The organism is Lamprobacter sp., from assembly GCF_034860625.1.
Taxonomy (GTDB): domain Bacteria; phylum Pseudomonadota; class Gammaproteobacteria; order Chromatiales; family Chromatiaceae; genus Lamprobacter.
In genome coordinates this window covers 1-16,533 of the sequence record NZ_JAYESN010000090.1, presented here as the reverse complement: position 1 = coordinate 16,533, position 16,533 = coordinate 1, and the positions used below count along the sequence as shown (strand labels likewise).

Annotated in this window: 19 protein-coding genes; 18 read left to right on the top strand and 1 reads right to left on the bottom strand. The window is 60.8% G+C overall.

The genetic code is table 11. The features are described 5' to 3' along the window. Positions 1-660 precede the first annotated feature (660 nt). On the top strand, positions 661-1,803 hold the full coding sequence (locus tag VBE63_RS18785) for an ATP-binding protein (protein ID WP_323684551.1): 1,143 nt from the start codon (positions 661-663) through the stop codon (positions 1,801-1,803). Positions 1,804-1,945: 142 nt separating this feature from the next. Here the strand turns inward: VBE63_RS18785 and VBE63_RS18780 are convergent, their stop codons facing one another. Continuing rightward, positions 1,946-3,268 carry an LPD7 domain-containing protein gene (locus VBE63_RS18780; RefSeq protein WP_323684550.1) on the bottom strand — a complete coding sequence of 441 codons (1,323 nt, stop codon included), beginning with the start codon at positions 3,266-3,268 and terminating at the stop codon, positions 1,946-1,948. Between the two features lie 222 nt (positions 3,269-3,490). On the opposite strand from VBE63_RS18780, the gene VBE63_RS18775 reads away from it, so the two are divergent. From VBE63_RS18775 to VBE63_RS18695, 17 genes are all read left to right on the top strand, one after another. Continuing rightward, positions 3,491-4,303: a hypothetical protein gene (locus VBE63_RS18775; RefSeq protein ID WP_323684549.1), complete on the top strand. Its 813-nt coding sequence runs from the start codon at positions 3,491-3,493 to the stop codon at positions 4,301-4,303. Positions 4,304-4,337: 34 nt separating this feature from the next. Continuing rightward, on the top strand, positions 4,338-5,057 hold the full coding sequence (locus VBE63_RS18770) for a replication initiation protein (protein WP_323684548.1): 720 nt from the start codon (positions 4,338-4,340) through the stop codon (positions 5,055-5,057). A gap of 27 nt (positions 5,058-5,084) precedes the next feature. After that, complete coding sequence (locus VBE63_RS18765) at positions 5,085-6,077, top strand: AraC family transcriptional regulator (protein ID WP_323684547.1); 993 nt, start codon at positions 5,085-5,087, stop codon at positions 6,075-6,077. A gap of 148 nt (positions 6,078-6,225) precedes the next feature. Next, on the top strand, positions 6,226-6,885 hold the full coding sequence (locus tag VBE63_RS18760) for a lytic transglycosylase domain-containing protein (protein ID WP_323684546.1): 660 nt from the start codon (positions 6,226-6,228) through the stop codon (positions 6,883-6,885). Positions 6,886-6,985: 100 nt separating this feature from the next. After that, a complete protein-coding gene (locus VBE63_RS18755; protein WP_323684545.1) occupies positions 6,986-7,333 on the top strand; it encodes a TrbC/VirB2 family protein in 348 nt (115 codons plus the stop codon). 3 nt (positions 7,334-7,336) lie between these two features. Next, on the top strand, positions 7,337-7,609 hold the full coding sequence (locus tag VBE63_RS18750) for a VirB3 family type IV secretion system protein (RefSeq protein ID WP_323684544.1): 273 nt from the start codon (positions 7,337-7,339) through the stop codon (positions 7,607-7,609). Continuing rightward, complete coding sequence (locus VBE63_RS18745; RefSeq protein WP_323684543.1) at positions 7,606-8,433, top strand: hypothetical protein; 828 nt, start codon at positions 7,606-7,608, stop codon at positions 8,431-8,433. The genes VBE63_RS18750 and VBE63_RS18745 overlap by 4 nt, the downstream gene beginning before the upstream one ends. A gap of 26 nt (positions 8,434-8,459) precedes the next feature. Beyond that, positions 8,460-9,074, top strand: coding sequence for an IS607 family transposase (locus VBE63_RS18740; RefSeq protein WP_323684542.1), 615 nt, complete (start codon positions 8,460-8,462; stop codon positions 9,072-9,074). After that, positions 9,071-10,432, top strand: a complete 1,362-nt coding sequence (locus VBE63_RS18735; RefSeq protein ID WP_323684541.1) for a transposase — start codon at positions 9,071-9,073, stop codon at positions 10,430-10,432. The genes VBE63_RS18740 and VBE63_RS18735 overlap by 4 nt, the downstream gene beginning before the upstream one ends. A gap of 45 nt (positions 10,433-10,477) precedes the next feature. Further along, on the top strand, positions 10,478-11,992 hold the full coding sequence (locus VBE63_RS18730) for a hypothetical protein (RefSeq protein WP_323684552.1): 1,515 nt from the start codon (positions 10,478-10,480) through the stop codon (positions 11,990-11,992). Then, positions 11,946-12,068, top strand: a complete 123-nt coding sequence (locus tag VBE63_RS18725) for a hypothetical protein (protein ID WP_323684540.1) — start codon at positions 11,946-11,948, stop codon at positions 12,066-12,068. Before VBE63_RS18730 ends, VBE63_RS18725 begins: the two co-directional genes overlap by 47 nt. Beyond that, complete coding sequence (locus VBE63_RS18720) at positions 12,065-12,802, top strand: type IV secretion system protein (RefSeq protein WP_323684539.1); 738 nt, start codon at positions 12,065-12,067, stop codon at positions 12,800-12,802. The genes VBE63_RS18725 and VBE63_RS18720 overlap by 4 nt, the downstream gene beginning before the upstream one ends. An 80-nt stretch (positions 12,803-12,882) precedes the next feature. Then, positions 12,883-13,998, top strand: a complete 1,116-nt coding sequence (locus VBE63_RS18715) for a type IV secretion system protein (RefSeq protein ID WP_323684538.1) — start codon at positions 12,883-12,885, stop codon at positions 13,996-13,998. A 1-nt stretch (position 13,999) separates the two neighbouring features. Continuing rightward, complete coding sequence (locus tag VBE63_RS18710) at positions 14,000-14,185, top strand: hypothetical protein (RefSeq protein WP_323684537.1); 186 nt, start codon at positions 14,000-14,002, stop codon at positions 14,183-14,185. Positions 14,186-14,219: 34 nt separating this feature from the next. Then, positions 14,220-14,867: a type IV secretion system protein gene (locus VBE63_RS18705; protein WP_323684536.1), complete on the top strand. Its 648-nt coding sequence runs from the start codon at positions 14,220-14,222 to the stop codon at positions 14,865-14,867. Further along, complete coding sequence (locus VBE63_RS18700) at positions 14,864-15,676, top strand: TrbG/VirB9 family P-type conjugative transfer protein (RefSeq protein ID WP_323684535.1); 813 nt, start codon at positions 14,864-14,866, stop codon at positions 15,674-15,676. Before VBE63_RS18705 ends, VBE63_RS18700 begins: the two co-directional genes overlap by 4 nt. After that, the coding region (locus tag VBE63_RS18695; protein WP_323684534.1) for a TrbI/VirB10 family protein at positions 15,673-16,533 on the top strand (861 nt) is incomplete at its 3' end. The genes VBE63_RS18700 and VBE63_RS18695, both read left to right, overlap by 4 nt.

The window sequence follows — 16,533 nt, the reverse complement described above, 5'->3', positions numbered from 1 at the left end:
TATGCCGCGCGCGGCATAAGCGACGTTGTTGTTACGATGGGTTAATTATACATATACACATGCAGCACTGCAACTATTTTGCATAAAATAATCAGCTTATTCAGTCGCCTATCTTGTTGGTGAGCGTCGGGAGAGAGCACGAGAGAAGGAACGTCTCTCGTATCGAAAGGCTGCGCGCAGCGCACCGATTCCCTCTGTCATCGGCCATAGGCCGGTCCATCTTTCCCATCCCGTCGGAGCCGCGTCGGGCATCTAGGCCAACGGGCGTATCAAGGAGTGGGTCAAGGAGGAACGCAGGAACGAGTAGTCCTTGACCTACTCCACGCTCGTTGGATGATGGCCGATAGACGCGGCTTTGATGGGTGGTGCTCAGGCCGGAAGCAGCTCTTGGCAAGCGGAGCGCGCAGGCGTCAGGGATCGTGACCCGAATGGGCGGAGACGCGGCACCCGTCGGGAACGAGTGACGTGGCTCCGGACGCCCCGGTCAGGAGACCGGAGCGTCTAGAGCCCGGCCCTTGGGAGACGCGAAATCCAGAAAATTTCGCATGTGAAAAAGAAGAACGTCTTGGACGCCAAAAATCTATCCTTGCATATCTAAAACAAAACTTTTAATTTGCAAGGATGATACCGCGTACTATCCAAGCAAAAGTCGAAGCAGCTTTGGCTCGTCAAGCAGCCGTGGCGCTCATCGGTCCACGTCAGGTCGGCAAGACGACCCTCGCCCACAAGATCGCCGAAATCCGACCTTCGATCTACCTGGATCTCGAATCCTCGGCAGACAGGGACAAGCTCTCCGACCCCGTGCTCTTCTTGAATAGGCATACCGAGAAACTTGTTGTTCTTGACGAGATCCATCGAGTCCCTGCCCTGTTTGAGTCACTTCGCGGCATCATCGACGCCGGACGACGAGAAGGTCATCGAACCGGGCGCTTCCTTATTTTGGGATCAGCAACGATTGACCTCCTGCGCCAGTCCGGAGAAAGCCTGGCCGGGCGAATTACCTATGTGGATCTCACGCCACTGACCGTGGACGAAGTTGACGCAGACAATCTCGAGCAGCTTTGGCTGCGCGGTGGCTTCCCCGATAGCTTTCTGGCAGTCACCGATAGCGATAGCCTTGAGCTTCGTGAAAGCTTTATCCGTACGTATCTGGAGCGCGATGTCCCGATGTTTGGACCGCGCATTCCAGCAGAGACGTTAAGGCGTCTCTGGACCATGCTTGCTCACAACCAAGGTGCCCTCCTGAACGCATCGCGCCTTGCCTCAGGGCTGAGCGTCTCAGCACCGACCGTGACCAGCTACATCGACCTGCTGGTCGACCTGCTACTGGTTCGTCGACTGCAGCCGTTCTACGCAAATGTTGGCAAGCGCCTCGTCAAATCTCCCAAGACCTATGTCCGGGATAGTGGTCTGACCCACGCGCTGCTGAACATCGAGACCTTTGATGATCTCCTCGGGCACCCCGTATCCGGCCCGAGCTGGGAAAACTTTGTCATCGAGAATCTGATCACGGCCGCCCCGAGCCGAGCACAAGCCAGCTTCTATCGAACAGCCGCCGGTGCCGAGATCGACCTGCTTCTTGAACTCGGCGGACAGCAGGGCACTTGGGCAGTCGAGATCAAGCGTAGCCTTGTGGCCAAGCCCCAACGCGGCTTCTATCAGGCAGTTGAGGACCTACAGCCGGCCAAGGCCTTCGTCGTGCATGCGGGAGAAGACCGTTACCCCATCTCTGAGAGTGTTGAGGCAGTCGGTCTGCGAGAGATGACTGAACTCTTACTCGGAACAAGAGCCAAGAGCGGCTGATGGCGCGTGCGGGCGAAAGTAGGCCGATCGTCTAATGCTTGAGTAAAAATTTTCACATGCGAAAAACCGCGCATTTCTAGGCAGCCGCTAGTGACAAATCGGGCTTGGTTTTCGCCCGACACCGTGGAACCATCAAAAACGCTCAGCGACCTTGCGAAGCCCGCTCTCGATGTCGATTGCGCGAGATGGTATTCCGGTCCGACCGGCTCTCGATGTCCGCGGAGGAGCTACAGTTCTCCCGAGACGCTAATCGCGTCCGAGCCTGCTCATAAAGCTCTCTGAAACGGGCCTGCTCTTCCGGCGGAAGCTTCCCGAGGCGCTCGGCGGTAAATAACTCGACCACCTTGCTGGCGATCGGATCATCTCCTGCGCCTCTGCGCTGTCCTTCTTGAGCCCCGCGCGTTCTGTCCGAGCGTGATATTACAGTCACCGCCCAGGTACTCCTTTTGGTCTCGGTCACCACCTGATCAACGACCTTGCCTTGCCGGTCTCGGATAGGCTTCTGGATCTGAACGCGCTGTTTCCCGGAACGCCCGAGCTGAACCTGGTCGCCGATCTCTGCCTTTGCGTCATCAATGGCCCGCTCAAGATCCAATCCCCAGAGGGTTGTGACCTCGCCGGATTCGCTTCGAAGCGCAACAAAGTAGCTCGCTGAGTTCTCTTGTTGGTTCTGGTAAGGAGCAGCGCCATGGTCAACAAGGATACCGGCAAGCCGATCAGTAGGGCGTTCTCGTTGGCGACCATCAACACGCGACTCGGAGTTCACACTTCGAGCGGGACGAGTCATCGCTTGCTCTTGTTCAAGCATTGCTCGCTCACCAGCACTGGGCGAGTAGCCGTCCACAGAAATCCCACGTTTGGCCGCGGCAGCCCAAACCAGTCGACGGAAGTCCTTGGTCCCTTTCACCTTCAATGCGGACCAACCTCGAGCCTCGGCCATCTCCACCATTGCGGTGGCCACACTAACCGAACTGTCGTGGGCACAGAAGCTATCGCCACGCGCCTCAAATGCCAGCTTATCTAGTGTCTGGCGATAAAAAAATTCATCACCAGCACGCACGAAGTGACGGTTAACGAAGGCAGGCAGCTGATCCGAATATGTCTTTCCGGTCGAAACAGCCGTCGATGCAGTCTCAGGGTAGGGCGTCGGTACCTGGACCTGTTGAGCAGAAGCGGCAAAGGCCGCCTCACGAGTGCGATCTCGCGAGATCTCGTTAGGCTCATCAGCAACAGCTTCTGGCACGCCAGGTGAGGCCGTTGCTGACGACAGATCGAAAGGCCCACGCGCCCAGCTTGCAGCCATAACCGACGCCACCTCTCTTGGAACCAGCTCTCTGAGCATCTTGATCACCGGCTCCCTGTCCGACTCAGCAACAACCTTCATGGTTGAACGAAAACCGGGGTCAAGTGCCGCATAGATCTTCTCCGCAGATCCGTGACCTGATCTCAGCTGATCCCAATCCACATCCGAAAGATAGTCCTCAACCCGATAGAGTTCGTCTCCCGGAAGCGGGGAGGGGAGATCAGGGGGTAAAGGCTCAGCGAAGTTCGCACGCCACTGGCGCCGCAGAGCAAGCCGATCACGCTGAGCTGCGAGCGAGGTAGCCTGCCTAGTCAGATCGGGATTTTTGCGATCTCGAAGGTGCAGCTCGACTAAAGCGGTCCCAAGAACGTCGGCCTGCTCGGCTTGGAGACGAACCGCCTGCTGCCAGGCGTCTCTTGGATGCTCAAAGGCTGCAGCTTCAGCGGGGTCATCCGTCCAGGTGGCGCCGTCTTTCCAAAAGATCCCAGCGTCAGATCCGATGACGATGCTGTCAAGGTTGGCCATTGGTTGTTCTCTGCAACTGCAAAAGTCGTCAGAGATACCATGAACCAGATTTTACCCAAATACCCGACAATGCCAGATGGTTACCTGTTAGCGCCAAACGCAGCAGCAAGCGTCAGCCATTTCTTTTTCCTACCGCCTTTCAGCCTCTCAATCACAACGGAGGTTTGTTGTGAGTCGAGGAGCTGGATCAGCCTTGCGAAGCGCGTTTTTTGCATTTTTGGCGAGGTTATCCACAGCCGCGGCTCCCTCTTTTTTTTCTTGTTTATATCTTGTTTTTTTCTTGTTTGTAAGAGGCCTAAAACGTTAATTGGAACAATGGTTTGCAGATGCCTCGTGCTACACTTTTATGGTCAAGTGCTACATTTTTATGGTTACAAGCCTACAGTTTTATGGTCATTTGCTACAGAAATATGGTGGCATCCACAGGTTATACCGCTTCCTGCTACAAAAATATGGTCGGCTCTCCTGATGCTGATCTTTGGCTTTAATCTGCTACAGATTTATGGTTACAGCCGGACGGTCCTTATCCTGCTACAGAAATATGGTCCGCAAGCTGCTGCTACAGATTTATGGTACGAGGATCAAACCGGCGTTCTGCTACAGAAATATGGTTGTCAAAGCGCTGTACCATCGCGGCTACATCAGTTGCGGCCTGAAGCAGTTTCGGAATAAGCTACAGCGCACACAGTAAGTAGCAGGAAGCACCATGGACCAACAGCGCTCGATTGCGGTGCGAGCTGACGGTAGCTCCATCGTCACCAAGGCCAACGCCTTGATCGAGGCCTCCTATAATCTGACGCTCAACGAACAACGCATCATCCTCGCCTGTGCGGCAAAGCTTGACGGCCGCAAACCGATGCCGCGCGATGCCGTCTTCATGCTAGACGTCGATGAGTTTGCGGAACTATTCGGCACAGATTCCAGGAATGCCTACACAGAGATGGAGGAGGCGGTCACCAAGCTCTACGAGCGTGACATCCGCCGGATCGATGGCAAGGTTCGCAAGCGTTTGCGCTGGGTCTACATGGCCGAGTATCGGAAAGGGGAGGGCAAGGTCAGGCTGGGCTTCTCTCCGGAGATCGCCCCCTACTTGACCATGCTACACCGGCGCTTCACCAGCTACCGGCTGGAGGAGATTGCAAGACTGCGCAGCGCTTATGCGATTCGGCTCTTCGAGATGCTCGCCCAGTATGTCGATACCGGCGTCTTTGTGATCACGGTGGATGAGTTCAAGCAACGCTTTGGCATCGAGGAAAAGTACGATCGATTCTCCAACCTGAAGGCACGCGTGATCCAACCCGCGGTCGACGACCTGCAGGCCAAAACATCGCTCGACATCAGCTGGCAGGGCATCAAGAAGGGCAAGTCCGTTGTCAGGCTGGAGTTCCGGTTCGAGGAAAAGACCCAGCTGTACATGGACCTCTGAGCAGAGGTCGGCAACAGGCAGGTCACTATGTCAACCATGCTCACAACCGCCGTTCGCGGTTTTCATCGCCTGCTCAATCATCACGGGCTGGCTGCAGATGCCATGTTCATCGATGCTGGCCTTGATCCTCAAAAACTCAACGATGCCCAAGCACGCTATCCGCTAGATCGCGTCAGAGCACTGTGGCGGCAGGCCAACGAGCAGATCAAAGATCCCTGCTGGGGGCTTGTGGCTGGAGAGATGTGGCGACCAACCGACTACCACGCACTGGGTTATGCCTACCTCGCATCATCAACCCTGGAAAGCGCATTTCGGCGGATTGAGCGCTACTTCAGCATCGTGATCCAAGACATTTCGGTGCACAGCGACATCACAGCCGAAACCCTTCGGGTGATCCAAAACGTTCCCGCCTATGCCCCGAGCTTTCCCGCCGCCCATGACATCCGGCTCTCGACCGCGCTGCGCTTATGTCGCGATGTCTACGGCAACCACTTTAGACCGCAAGAGGTGCAGCTTGCCCACCCCTGGCAGCCTTGCGGTTATGAGGATTTCTTCGGCTGCCCAGTGCGTTTTGACGCCGAGCAGTCTGCGCTCTCGATTCCCCTTGATGTCGCCCGTCAGGCGCTCCCGGCCAAGAACCGTGACCTGGCACGGTCAAACGATCAGATTCTGCAGGACCTCGAACGGCGCCTGATCGACAACACCATCGTTGGCCGCGTGCACACGGCCATTATCGACAACCTCCCCGAAGGCACGCCCAGTGCCCAACAGGTCGCCCGCCAACTCGCGGTTTCGGCGAGAACCCTGCAGCGCAAGCTCCAGGAGGAGGGCACCAGTTTCCAAGCCGAGCTCGATAGGGTGCGCAGACAGCTCGCCGAGCAATATATCCAAAGCGACGCCTACGATCTGCAGACCATCACCTACCTAACCGGCTTCGCCAATCCTCCCGCCTTCTCTCGCGCCTACAAGAAATGGACCGGTCGCAGCCCCAGCGAGGATCGCGCCGCGACACGTCCTTAGATTCAGCGCCTTGCTGTAGCAGATTGGCGCGTATGGGTATGCAAAAGGCGCGCAATGATATTCGTATCTGCTGATATGCCTGTTAGATTTTGTCTCACCGAGACCGCAGGGTCTCGGCAACATGACATCAACCTGACATGGCGAAGATATGGATCTCATCACCCTGATCGCGACCTGTGCGCCGATGGGGGCACCCACCATGATGAAGGCCATCGTCCTCGAGGAGAGTCGAGGGCATCCCTATGCCATCCATGATGGCAAGACCCATCGCGCCATCTTCCCAGCCACTCGCGACGAGGCCACCGCCACCGTGCGGCGCCTGATCGCCGCCGGCCATCGCATTGATGCTGGTCTCGCCCAGATCAACAGCGAGAACTGGAGCTGGCTAGGACTCACGCCCGAGACCGTCTTCGATCCCTGCACCAACCTCGCCGCCGGCGAGCGCGTCCTCATCGATGCCTACGCTCGTGCCCCATTCACCGTCGATGCAGCGATCAGCCGCTACAACAGCGGCGACGCCGAGCGCGGTATCCGCAACGGCTATGTCAGCCGCGTCAAGGCCTGGATAGCCAAGCCACAACCCGAGCGTCGATACCAGATCGAAGCGGTTCCACTCGACGGCTATACGCTCGATGAGCCCGTCGTGGTCAGCGTCAATGTTGCCCAGTCCTTGTTGGCCAAAGATCCAGTCATGGATCACCCCGAGCCAAAGCCAGAATCTGCACCTGCACTGGCCCAAGAGACACCGAAATCCAGCGCCAAACCCTGGCGCTTCGAAGCCGTGCTCGACGGCTTCGGTGGCGGATAACCCCGCCTCCCCGCGCCTCAAGCGAGGCGCTCGCCATCGCCAAACCCTGCCGATTCCATCGGCGCTTCCCTTGACGTCCTCAACTGAAGGAGAGTCCCGCGTGACCAACGCAAACGTCACCGACCCATCAACGCGCGGCATTGTCGCCCTATCGCTGTTGGCCGCCCTGGCCCTCACCCCCGAGATCGCCTCGGCCAACGTCCTCGACAACTTCGGCGACGCCATCCTCGGCATCCTCAACAACACCTTCCTGCGCGCCATCGCCATCGCCGCCGTGATCGCTGCTGGCCTCATGGCCCTGTCCGGCCGCATCCAATGGATGAGCTTCATCAGCGTCATGTTCGCGGTGGTGATCATCTTTGGCTCCGCCGGCATCGTCGACTACATCCGCGACAACTCGGCCACCGCAGCCCTCGATACCCGCAGCGCCGTCGAGCAGATCGTCTGAGCAATGTCCGATCCCTTGTTCCAAGGCATCACCCGGCCGGCCATGCTGGCCGGGGTCACTTACTCAGGCGTCATTCTGAACCTGATGCTGGTGATCACGCCGTTCGTCCTGTTCAACAGCCTCTGGCCACTGCTCGCGGCGATCCCGATCCATGGCGCTATGTGGCTGGTGTGCAGGTGGGACCCGCGCTTCTTTGACCTCGTCATGGTCTGGCTGAAGACCAGTGCTAACGCCCCACACCGCTATCTCTGGAAGGGGTCGACCTACCGCCCATGAACGCACCCGCAACGATTCCGGCAAGCCGGCTCTACCAGCAAGAACGTCCGGCAGCGACGCTGGTCCCACTGCAATCACAGCTCACCGCCGGCATCGCCAAGACCCGCGATGGCGCACTGATTGCCGCGTTCGAGCTGGATGGCACCGCCTTCGAGGCGAAAACCCCGGAGCAGCGCGATCTCTACAAGGAGCAGTTCAATGTGGCCCTGCGCAACAGCGCCTCGCCACGCCTGGCGCTCTGGTCGGCGCTCACCCGTCGACGGATCCATCCCGATCTGTCGCGCCAGTATCCGCATGCCTTCGCCCAACAGGTTGCGGACGCCTATGCCCAACTTCAGGAGGCGCGCACCCTCTATCAGAACCGCCTCTGGCTGGTCCTGGTCTATCGGGCCACCGCGCTACGCACCGAGGTCGCGTTCTCCAAAAAGGCCGATAAGCGCTTGGTGCGCGACCTGCTCATCGCCGGTATTGACGAGCTGGAGGACATCGCGTCAAAGCTCGGCTCAGCCCTGGTCGATTACGCTCCACGCCGACTCGGGGTCTACGAGTACGCCAACAACCGCTTCTCCGAGATCGCCGAGCTCTACAGTCTGCTGCTGAACCACAGCCCACAACGGGTCCCGCTCGGCGCCTACGACCTGAGCCAAGCCATCGCCAGCAACCGGCTGCTGTTTGGTCGCGAAATCTTCGAGATCCGCCGCCCTGGCAACAGCCGCTTCGGCGCCGCACTGGCGATCAAGGAATACGTTCCGAACACCTATCCGGAGATGTTCACCGGCCTCATGGAGGAGCTAGACTCTAGTGTTGCGCAAAGTGCGCGATAGTGTACTATTGTCTCATGGAAAGCACCATGAGTACAGGCAAAGCGGCGAAACGGCTGGGCGTTTCGGTCAAGACGTTGCAGCGCTGGGAGCGCGAGGGGCGGCTCATTCCGGTCGCACGCACCGACAGCAATCGCCGCCTTTATACCGAGACGCAATTGCGTGAGTTCATCGGATGGCAACAGGGATCTGAGAGACCGACGCGGCTGGTGGCTTACTGCAGGGTCTCATCAACGGCGCAGAAGCCCGACCTGGCCAATCAGCGTCGTGTGCTGGAAGAGTTTGTCGTGGCGAGAGGTTTGGCGAACGTCGAGTTCATCGAAGAAGTGGGCGGCGGTTTGAACTTCAAGCGCAAGCGTTTTTTGGCACTCATGGATGAGATCGGGCAGCGGAGCATCAACACCCTGATCCTCGCCCACAGAGATCGGCTGACACGCTTTGGGTTCGAGTGGTTCGAGCATTACGCCAAGACGCATGGCTGCGAGCTCTTGGTGCTCAACCAAGAGCGGCTATCCCCCGAACAGGAGATGGTGCAGGACTTCATGACCATCGTGCACGGCTTTTCGTCCCGGTTGTACGGATTGCGACACGTTCGCAAAACGCTCAACGAGGCACTGAACAGGGATCAGGACAGCGCCGAATGAAGGTCACGCGCATCCTGCACGCTAAGCGGCCCAACCCGGGCAAGCTCGCGGCACTGCGCGAACAGGCCAAGCGGCTCGGGCAGGTACGCTCCGAGGTCTGGCAGCGCTTTGGCTCGCGTCAAGGCGTGGGCGTGTCAGATCGCCAGATTCGCGATCGTTGGCTTGAGCAACAGCGCGCCTTCCCGGTCTCCGCCAACGCCTGGAAGGAAACCTTGCGCGATGCCAAGGGCAACATCACCGCCAACATGGAAGCCGCCAAGGTCAAGGCACGCCGCTCGATCTGGCGTCACACCCAGGACAAGACCGAGCAAAAGCGCCTGTTCACCGCACTCAAGGCCAACGATTGGACTCACGATCCCTATCTGCGCCGGGTGATGCGTCGGTACTGGATTCGCGGGCACCATCACACCCATAACCAGATCATCGTCCGCTCGGACAACGACACCACCTTCCAGCTCGGCGGGCGGGCTTGGATTAAGATCCCCGGCCTGACCAAAGGCCAGCGCATCGCCATTCCGCTGAACACCACCGTCGAGCCGACGGGCACCCTGCGCATCCTCCTCAAGGACGATGACCGCCTCGAGGTCCACACCACCATTGAGGCCGCGATCACCCAGGACTGCGGTGAGCGCACCCTTGGCATCGACAAAGGCTACTCCGAGGTCCTGGTCGATTCCGATGGCGAGCACCATGGCCCGGAGCTGGGTGCGATCCTCACCGACACCTCCGACCGGCTCAAGGCCAAGTACCAGCGCCGATCCAAACTGCGCGCGCTCGCCAACAACAGCCGTAACCCGCGCAAGCGCCAACACATCCGCCAGTTCAATCTCGGGCGCAAGAAGCTCAACCGCGGCATGGATAAAACCCACGCGCAGATTCGTGACATCGTCTTTCAGTCGGTCCACACCGTCGTCGACAAAGCCGCGGTGATCGCCGCGGAAGATCTCACCGCCCCGATGGCGGGCAAGTCCTTCGGCAAAAACGTCACTCGCAGGCTCGCGGCCTGGACGAAAGGCGTCATTGCCGAAGCGCTTGACAGTGTTTCAATCCGCAGAGGTTCTGCGGTCGTGCTGGTCAATCCGGCCTACACCTCGCAAATGGATTCCCGCAACGGCTGCCTGCTCGGCAAACGCCAAGGGGATCGGTTTCACTGTGTCGACGGGGAGGTGTTGCAGGCGGACCAGAACGCTGCGCGAAACGTGCTAGCACGATTGACTGATCCAGAGATCGAGCGGTTCACGCCGTATCGACAGGTGAAGGCGATCCTGCAAGCCCGGACTGAGCGCCACCGGTTGAGACTGCCCAACCCGGACTCCAGTTGCTCGCCCGCCAGGGTGCTATCAACGGAGAGCGAATGACCGAATGAACACCTTTGCGTATGAAATTCGGAGCAGCCCTATGAGCTGAACTGGGTACAGTCCTTCGCCTTCCTCGACAAGGACAAGGCCAAAGAGCTGTTCGCCACCCAACGTCGACGGCTGATCTCAGCTGGAGATGCCGCCATCTCCCAGGTCGAAGCCCTGGAAGAGGCCATGGATCAGCTGATCTCCAACCGCTTCGTGCTCGGCGAGCATAACGCCGCGCTGATCGTCTATGCCGACGATCTCGACAGCCTCGCTCGCAACGTCGCCTTCGGCCACGCCACCCTCTCTGATCCCGGCAACGTCGTCGTCCGCGAAGATATGGCTTTGGAAGGCCAGCTCTACGCCAGCCTGCCAGGCAACACCAAATACCGACCGCGCACAGCGCCGATCACCAGCCTCAACTTCGCGGCGATGTCGCCGTTCTACGCCTTCCCGACCGGCACCCCAGATGGGCACCACTGGGGCGAGGCAGTGGCGCTGTTCCGCTCAACGGTCGACACACCACTCTGGTTCTCACCGCATGTCGGCGACCTTGGCCATACCAGCCTGATTGGCATGTCCGGCGCGGGCAAGACAGCGGTCTTGGCCTTCCTGCTCTGCCAGTTCCAGCGCTTTCGCGCACGGCATGTGATCCTCGACAAGGATCAGGGTCTCAAGCTCGCCGTGCTCGTGCTCAACGGCACCTATCTGAGCCTGAAGATCGGCGAGCCCACTGGCTTTAACCCCTTCGCGCTGCCACTCACGCCCAGCCATGCCAACTATCTGCATGACCTGGTCCGCCTGCTGGCCGGCGAGCCCTGGGATGCCAAGGCCTCGCGTGAGGTGGAGGAGGGCATCGGCACCGTCTACAGCCTGAGCCCTGAGCACCGTCGGCTCTCATCGCTCACCCAGTTCCTCGATGGCACCCAAGTCGGCGGTGTCGCCGAGCGCTTGCGGCCCTGGGTTGGCGCCGGTCGCTTCGCCTGGGCCTTCGATAACCCCGAGGACCGACTGTCACTGAGTCGCATCACCGCCTTTGACGTCACCGAGTTTCTCGATCAGCCCGACCTACGCACACCGATCACCTCGTATCTGCTCTATCGCACCGAGCCGCTGATCGATGGCACGCCCTTCGTGCTCTGGATCGATGAGTTCTGGCGCCTGCTCGACGACCCACATTTCGAGGACTTCGTCCGCGACAAGCTCAAGACCATCCGCAAGAAGGACGGCATCGTCATCACCAGCACCCAAAGCCCCGCCGATGCGCTCAACTCGCGCATCGCCTCGGCGCTGTTGGAGCAGACCCCGACCAAGCTCTTCCTGCCCAACGAATACGCCGACGAGAAGGACTACCGCGACGGCTTCAAGCTCACCCCGGCCGAATGGGATCTGCTGCGACGGCTTCAAGCTCACCCCGGCCGAATGGGATCTGCTGCGACCGCTCACAAAAAGCTCGCGCAAATTCCTCCTCAAGCAGGCCGCCGGCTCGGCCCTGGTCGACTTCAACCTCGCCGGCATGAGCCGCGAGATGGCGATCCTCTCCGGCACCGAGCGGCTGATCCGCATCGCCGATAGCCTCGCCAACGACAACGGCGGCGAGCTGCCCGAGAACTGGCTTTCCCTGCTCGAACAACAGCGAGGCATCACATGAAACAACCGATCCTAATCGCCGCCATCAGCGCGGTGCTCAGCATCCCCTTAACCGCGCCGCTGACCGCTCCGGCACAAGCCGCGATCCCAGTCATCGACGCCTCGAATCTGGCCCAAGCCGTTGCTCAGGTGCAGGCGCTCGCCGAGCAACTGACGACCCTGCAGGAACAGCTCAACACCCTGCGCGAGCAGTACAACACCATCACCAACATGTACAACGAGATGCGCGGCATCACCGGCCACGCGACCATGTTGTCAAACCCGGTTGCTGCGCTGCACAACTTCCTCCCCGCGGCCAACCTGGACCCCAGCGAATTGCTTGCCGGCCCCCTGGCCAGCCTCGCCAACAGCCTGCGCGAGGCCAACGAGCTCTACAGCACCGCCGAGCTGTTCACCGGCACCCATCTGACCGGCGCCGCACGCCAATACCAAGAACGCTCGGACTTCATCTTCAGCTACATGGCACTGGCCAAAGAGGCTTACGAGAACGTCGCCGCGCGTCGCTCGACCCTAGAAAGCTTCGCTACCGCAGCCGGCACTGCGACAACCCAGAAGGCCATCCTCGATCTCAACGCCCGTATCAGCGCTGAGAACGCTCTATTGCTGAATGACATCGCCCAGCTACAGGCGCTGCAGCTACTGGCAGACCTGCAGCAGCAGAACCTGATCCACAACAGCCAAGGCATGCACGCGAACCGCCCAACCGGGGTCGCGGATCTCAATTTCGGCGACTAAGGCAGGGGGAAATTTCACATGCGAAAAACGTTTCACATGCGAAAAAACGCGCGCGCAACCGGCGCCAGGGCTGACTGAGCATGGACGTTTTCACCAGTCTCTTTGACGCCCTCGACAGCGTGCTCAGCCAGTACGTCAACGAGGCGATCACCGCCGCGACCGGCTATGTCGCTGGACCGATCACCGTCCTCGGCATCATCGCCTTCATCGCCATGGGCGCGGTCTTGCTGCGCGGCATGTCTGATCTGCCGCTGATCAAGTTCGTCCAGACCGCGGCCTTGTTGGCACTGGTCTTTGCACTGGCTGGCAGCGCTGGACACTACAACAGCATCCTGGCTGACCACCTGCGCGCCCTGCCGAGCGACCTGCTTGCGACCTTCTCCGGCATGATCTCGCTCGGCGACGAGACCTCGATCGGCGCTGTATTCGACGGCATCGGCGACCGCGCCATGACCGGCATCAGCGCCATCTGGTCGGCCGGCGGCTTCACCGATCCTGGGCCAAGCCTGTTCGCCGCCATCCTGTTCGTGATCTTCCTGATCTTCGGTGTGGCCGCCGTCATCGCCCTGGCGACAGCCAAGATCGGCCTATCCCTGGTCGTTGCCGTGGGTCCGCTGATGATCCTCGGGCTGCTGTTCCAGTCGACCCGAGAATACTTCACCAAGTGGCTCAGCTACGGCATCCAGTTTGCCTTTCTGGCGCTCTTCGTCGGCGGCATCGCCGGCATGGCCGATGCCATCGTCGACAACTACATCGACGTCCTCGATGACTCCCAGGAGAACGTCGACCTGATTGCCCTCATGGCCCCGGCACTGATGCTGCTCCTATTGGCAAAGATCTTCGCCGAACTGCCGAACATGGCCTCGAGCCTTTCTGGAGGGATCGGCCTGTCGATCGGCAACAGCGCCTGGCGCGGCATCCAAGGCGCCATGCACCAGGCTGGCGGCAAGCACATCGACGCCTGGCGCGATGCCGCCCGTTGGCGTCGCGTGCGCGGGGCCGAGGCCCTGCACGAGCGTCTGGTGCAGACCCGAAAAGCCGCCGTCAACCGGCTGCTCCATGGTGCCCCCAAGGTCTCCCGCGCCGACAGCCATCACAACGCGTCCCGAACCGGCGCCACTGGCGCCAACCCTGACCTCGACCGCGAGGCCCGCAACCACCTGGAGGCATGCCGTCGCCGACGTGCCGGAGGATGACATGCCATATCCAAAGCTCGCCCCGTTCGCGCTCTGCACGCTGCCGCTGCTGCTCAGCGCCTGCTCAACAGTCCCCAAGGCGCCGTCCTGTGACGCCTCGGCCTATCGCAGCCTGAACCCTGCCCACTATGACCCGGTGAAAGAGAGTACCTCAGACAATGTTCCGTTCTTCTTCTCCGAAGCCTGATCAGGCAGCGCCTAAGACAGCGGGCGCGAGCGCCATGGAGCGCTTTCTCGATTGGGACTACGACGCCAACGAGGCCGCCCGCCGCCAAGCGCGCATCGCTTGGGCGGTCGCCGCGCTATGCCTGCTACTGACCTTTGCCAGCGTGGTCGCAGTAGCGGCCCTTGCACCACTGAAAACGGTCGAGCCGGTCTTCGTCCGCGTCGATGCCGCCACGGGCGCCGTTGATGTGCTGCATCGCATCGATGAGGAGGTCAGCCTCAGCCGCCAGGACCTGCTCGATAAGGGCTACCTCGCGCGCTACATCCGCGCGCGCGAAGGCTACTTCTTCCCCACCGTGCAGGAGCAATACCGGCGCGTGATGCTGATGTCCGTCGGCCAGGCGCGCGACTCCTACCTGCGCGACTTCGCAAAAGACAACCCGAACGCCCCAGTCAACCGCTACCGCGACGACAAGAGCGTCGAGATCGCCATCAAATCGATCAGCTTCCTCAAGCAGGGGCTGGCACAGGTCCGCTACATCACCGCCCTCAGCGATGGTGAACAGACCCAGCGTCGCCACTGGATCTCCACCATCGCCTATGCCTACGAGCCCGACGCTGCCATCCCGCTCTCGGTGCTGGCCGACAATGCCTTGGGCTTCGCTGTCACCGACTACCGCACCGACCCAGAGGACGCCCAATGAGCCGGACATCACCCCTGAACAGCTGGCCCCTGCCGATCACCCTGGCTGGCCTGGTCTTCGCACTCTCGGTGCCAAGCACTGGCATGGCCGCAACCTATCCGAAGGCCTCTGCCGTCGATGGTCGCCTGCGCTATACCAGCTATCACCCGGATCAGGTCTACAACCTCCAGGCTGCCATCGGCCGCGCCCTGTTCATCCAATTCGCCGATGGCGAAGAGATGGAGCGCTTCTATACCGGCGACTCCGAGGCCTGGGAGGTCGGCAAGCACGGCAACATCATCGCCATCAAGCCCACCGCCGAGGTGCCGGACACCAACCTGATCGTCAGCACATCAACCGGGCGCATCTACACCTTCGACCTCAGCCTCAACGCTCGGGCACCGATGTATGGCATCCGCTTCTCCTACCCGAACGAGCAGCGCCGTGCCACCGAGACCGCCACCGCCAAGCGCGAGCTATCAGCATCGCTCGACCCGCATGCCCAGACGCAGAAGAACTACCGCTACGCCGGCGCCGGGGCACCCACTGTGCAGCCCGCTGAGATCTTCGACAACGGCACGCACACCTTCATGCGCTTCCCGGAAAACACCACGTTTCCGTCCGTATTCGCCATCGGTCCCGATGGTAGCGAGACCTTGGTCAACAAGACCGTGCGCGACAACTGGCTGATCCTGCCTGCCGTCGGCCAGGAATGGCGCCTGCGCGCTGGCGAAGCCGTGATGTGCGTGCGCAACGACGCCTTCGCGCCCTCTGCGCGCGATAACCCCGGCGAGACCGCCAGCCCCTTCATCCAGAGGACCGCCCGATGAGCCTGGACGCCACCGAAGATCAGGGCTACGAGCAGATCATCGAGCGCAGCGATGCGCCCACCGCCCGCGCCGAAAGCCCGCTGTGGAAGTGGGCCTTCGTCGGCACCATGGCGACGCTCGGCACCGGGGTCTTAGCCGCGGTGATCTATGCCGAGCTATCCGATCCATTGCCAAATGAGGACACCGGACCGCGCCGGTCGCAGCTGCGCTTCAACATCGGCGACTACGAGCTCCCGGTCTTCGAGCCACCATCGCCGGAAAACCCGGCCCCGAAACCCGAGCCCACTCAGGTCGAGATCCCCGAGCCCCCGGTCATCCCGACCCTTCCTCAGCTGCCACCGCCAGAGCCGCGCGTCAGCTATCCGGTACCGCAACTGCCACCGCCGATGCCGCGCGAGCCCGAGTCGAGGTCCGAGCCCGAAGAGACGCCAGAGGAGATCGCCCGCAAACGGCGACTAGCCTCAGCTCTCGGCGGCTCCGGCGGATCGGTCAGCAGCGCGCGCAGCGGGGCCGGTGAGGACAGCGCGCACGATCGCGGCGGCATCGACCTGTCGGCCACCCGCACCGCGACCGCGACGGCTCGGCGCCTCTCGGACATGACCTTTTTCCTGCCCAAGGGCACCTACATCCCCTGCATCCTAGACACCGCCATCCAGAGCGATCAGGCCGGCATAGTCGGCTGCACCCTGCCGCGCGATGTCTATGGCGCCGACGGCACCGTAGTGCTGCTCGATCGTGGCTCACAGGTCCTCGGCGAGTACCGCACCGCGTCTCTAACCTATGGCAAGCAGCGCATCTTCGTCGTCTGGGATCGGGTCCGCACCCCCGAAGGCGTCATCGTCGACATCGCCTCGCCC

Coding starts and splice junctions, on each gene's coding strand:
- VBE63_RS18720 (WP_323684539.1), top strand. CDS start 12,065: ATGAAACAACCGATCCTAATCGCCGCCATCAGCGCGGTGCTCAGCATC.
- VBE63_RS18760 (WP_323684546.1), top strand. CDS start 6,226: ATGGATCTCATCACCCTGATCGCGACCTGTGCGCCGATGGGGGCACCC.
- VBE63_RS18770 (WP_323684548.1), top strand. CDS start 4,338: ATGGACCAACAGCGCTCGATTGCGGTGCGAGCTGACGGTAGCTCCATC.
- VBE63_RS18725 (WP_323684540.1), top strand. CDS start 11,946: ATGGCGATCCTCTCCGGCACCGAGCGGCTGATCCGCATCGCCGATAGC.
- VBE63_RS18740 (WP_323684542.1), top strand. CDS start 8,460: ATGAGTACAGGCAAAGCGGCGAAACGGCTGGGCGTTTCGGTCAAGACG.
- VBE63_RS18765 (WP_323684547.1), top strand. CDS start 5,085: ATGTCAACCATGCTCACAACCGCCGTTCGCGGTTTTCATCGCCTGCTC.
- VBE63_RS18705 (WP_323684536.1), top strand. CDS start 14,220: ATGGAGCGCTTTCTCGATTGGGACTACGACGCCAACGAGGCCGCCCGC.
- VBE63_RS18700 (WP_323684535.1), top strand. CDS start 14,864: ATGAGCCGGACATCACCCCTGAACAGCTGGCCCCTGCCGATCACCCTG.
- VBE63_RS18750 (WP_323684544.1), top strand. CDS start 7,337: ATGTCCGATCCCTTGTTCCAAGGCATCACCCGGCCGGCCATGCTGGCC.
- VBE63_RS18710 (WP_323684537.1), top strand. CDS start 14,000: ATGCCATATCCAAAGCTCGCCCCGTTCGCGCTCTGCACGCTGCCGCTG.
- VBE63_RS18745 (WP_323684543.1), top strand. CDS start 7,606: ATGAACGCACCCGCAACGATTCCGGCAAGCCGGCTCTACCAGCAAGAA.
- VBE63_RS18735 (WP_323684541.1), top strand. CDS start 9,071: ATGAAGGTCACGCGCATCCTGCACGCTAAGCGGCCCAACCCGGGCAAG.
- VBE63_RS18715 (WP_323684538.1), top strand. CDS start 12,883: ATGGACGTTTTCACCAGTCTCTTTGACGCCCTCGACAGCGTGCTCAGC.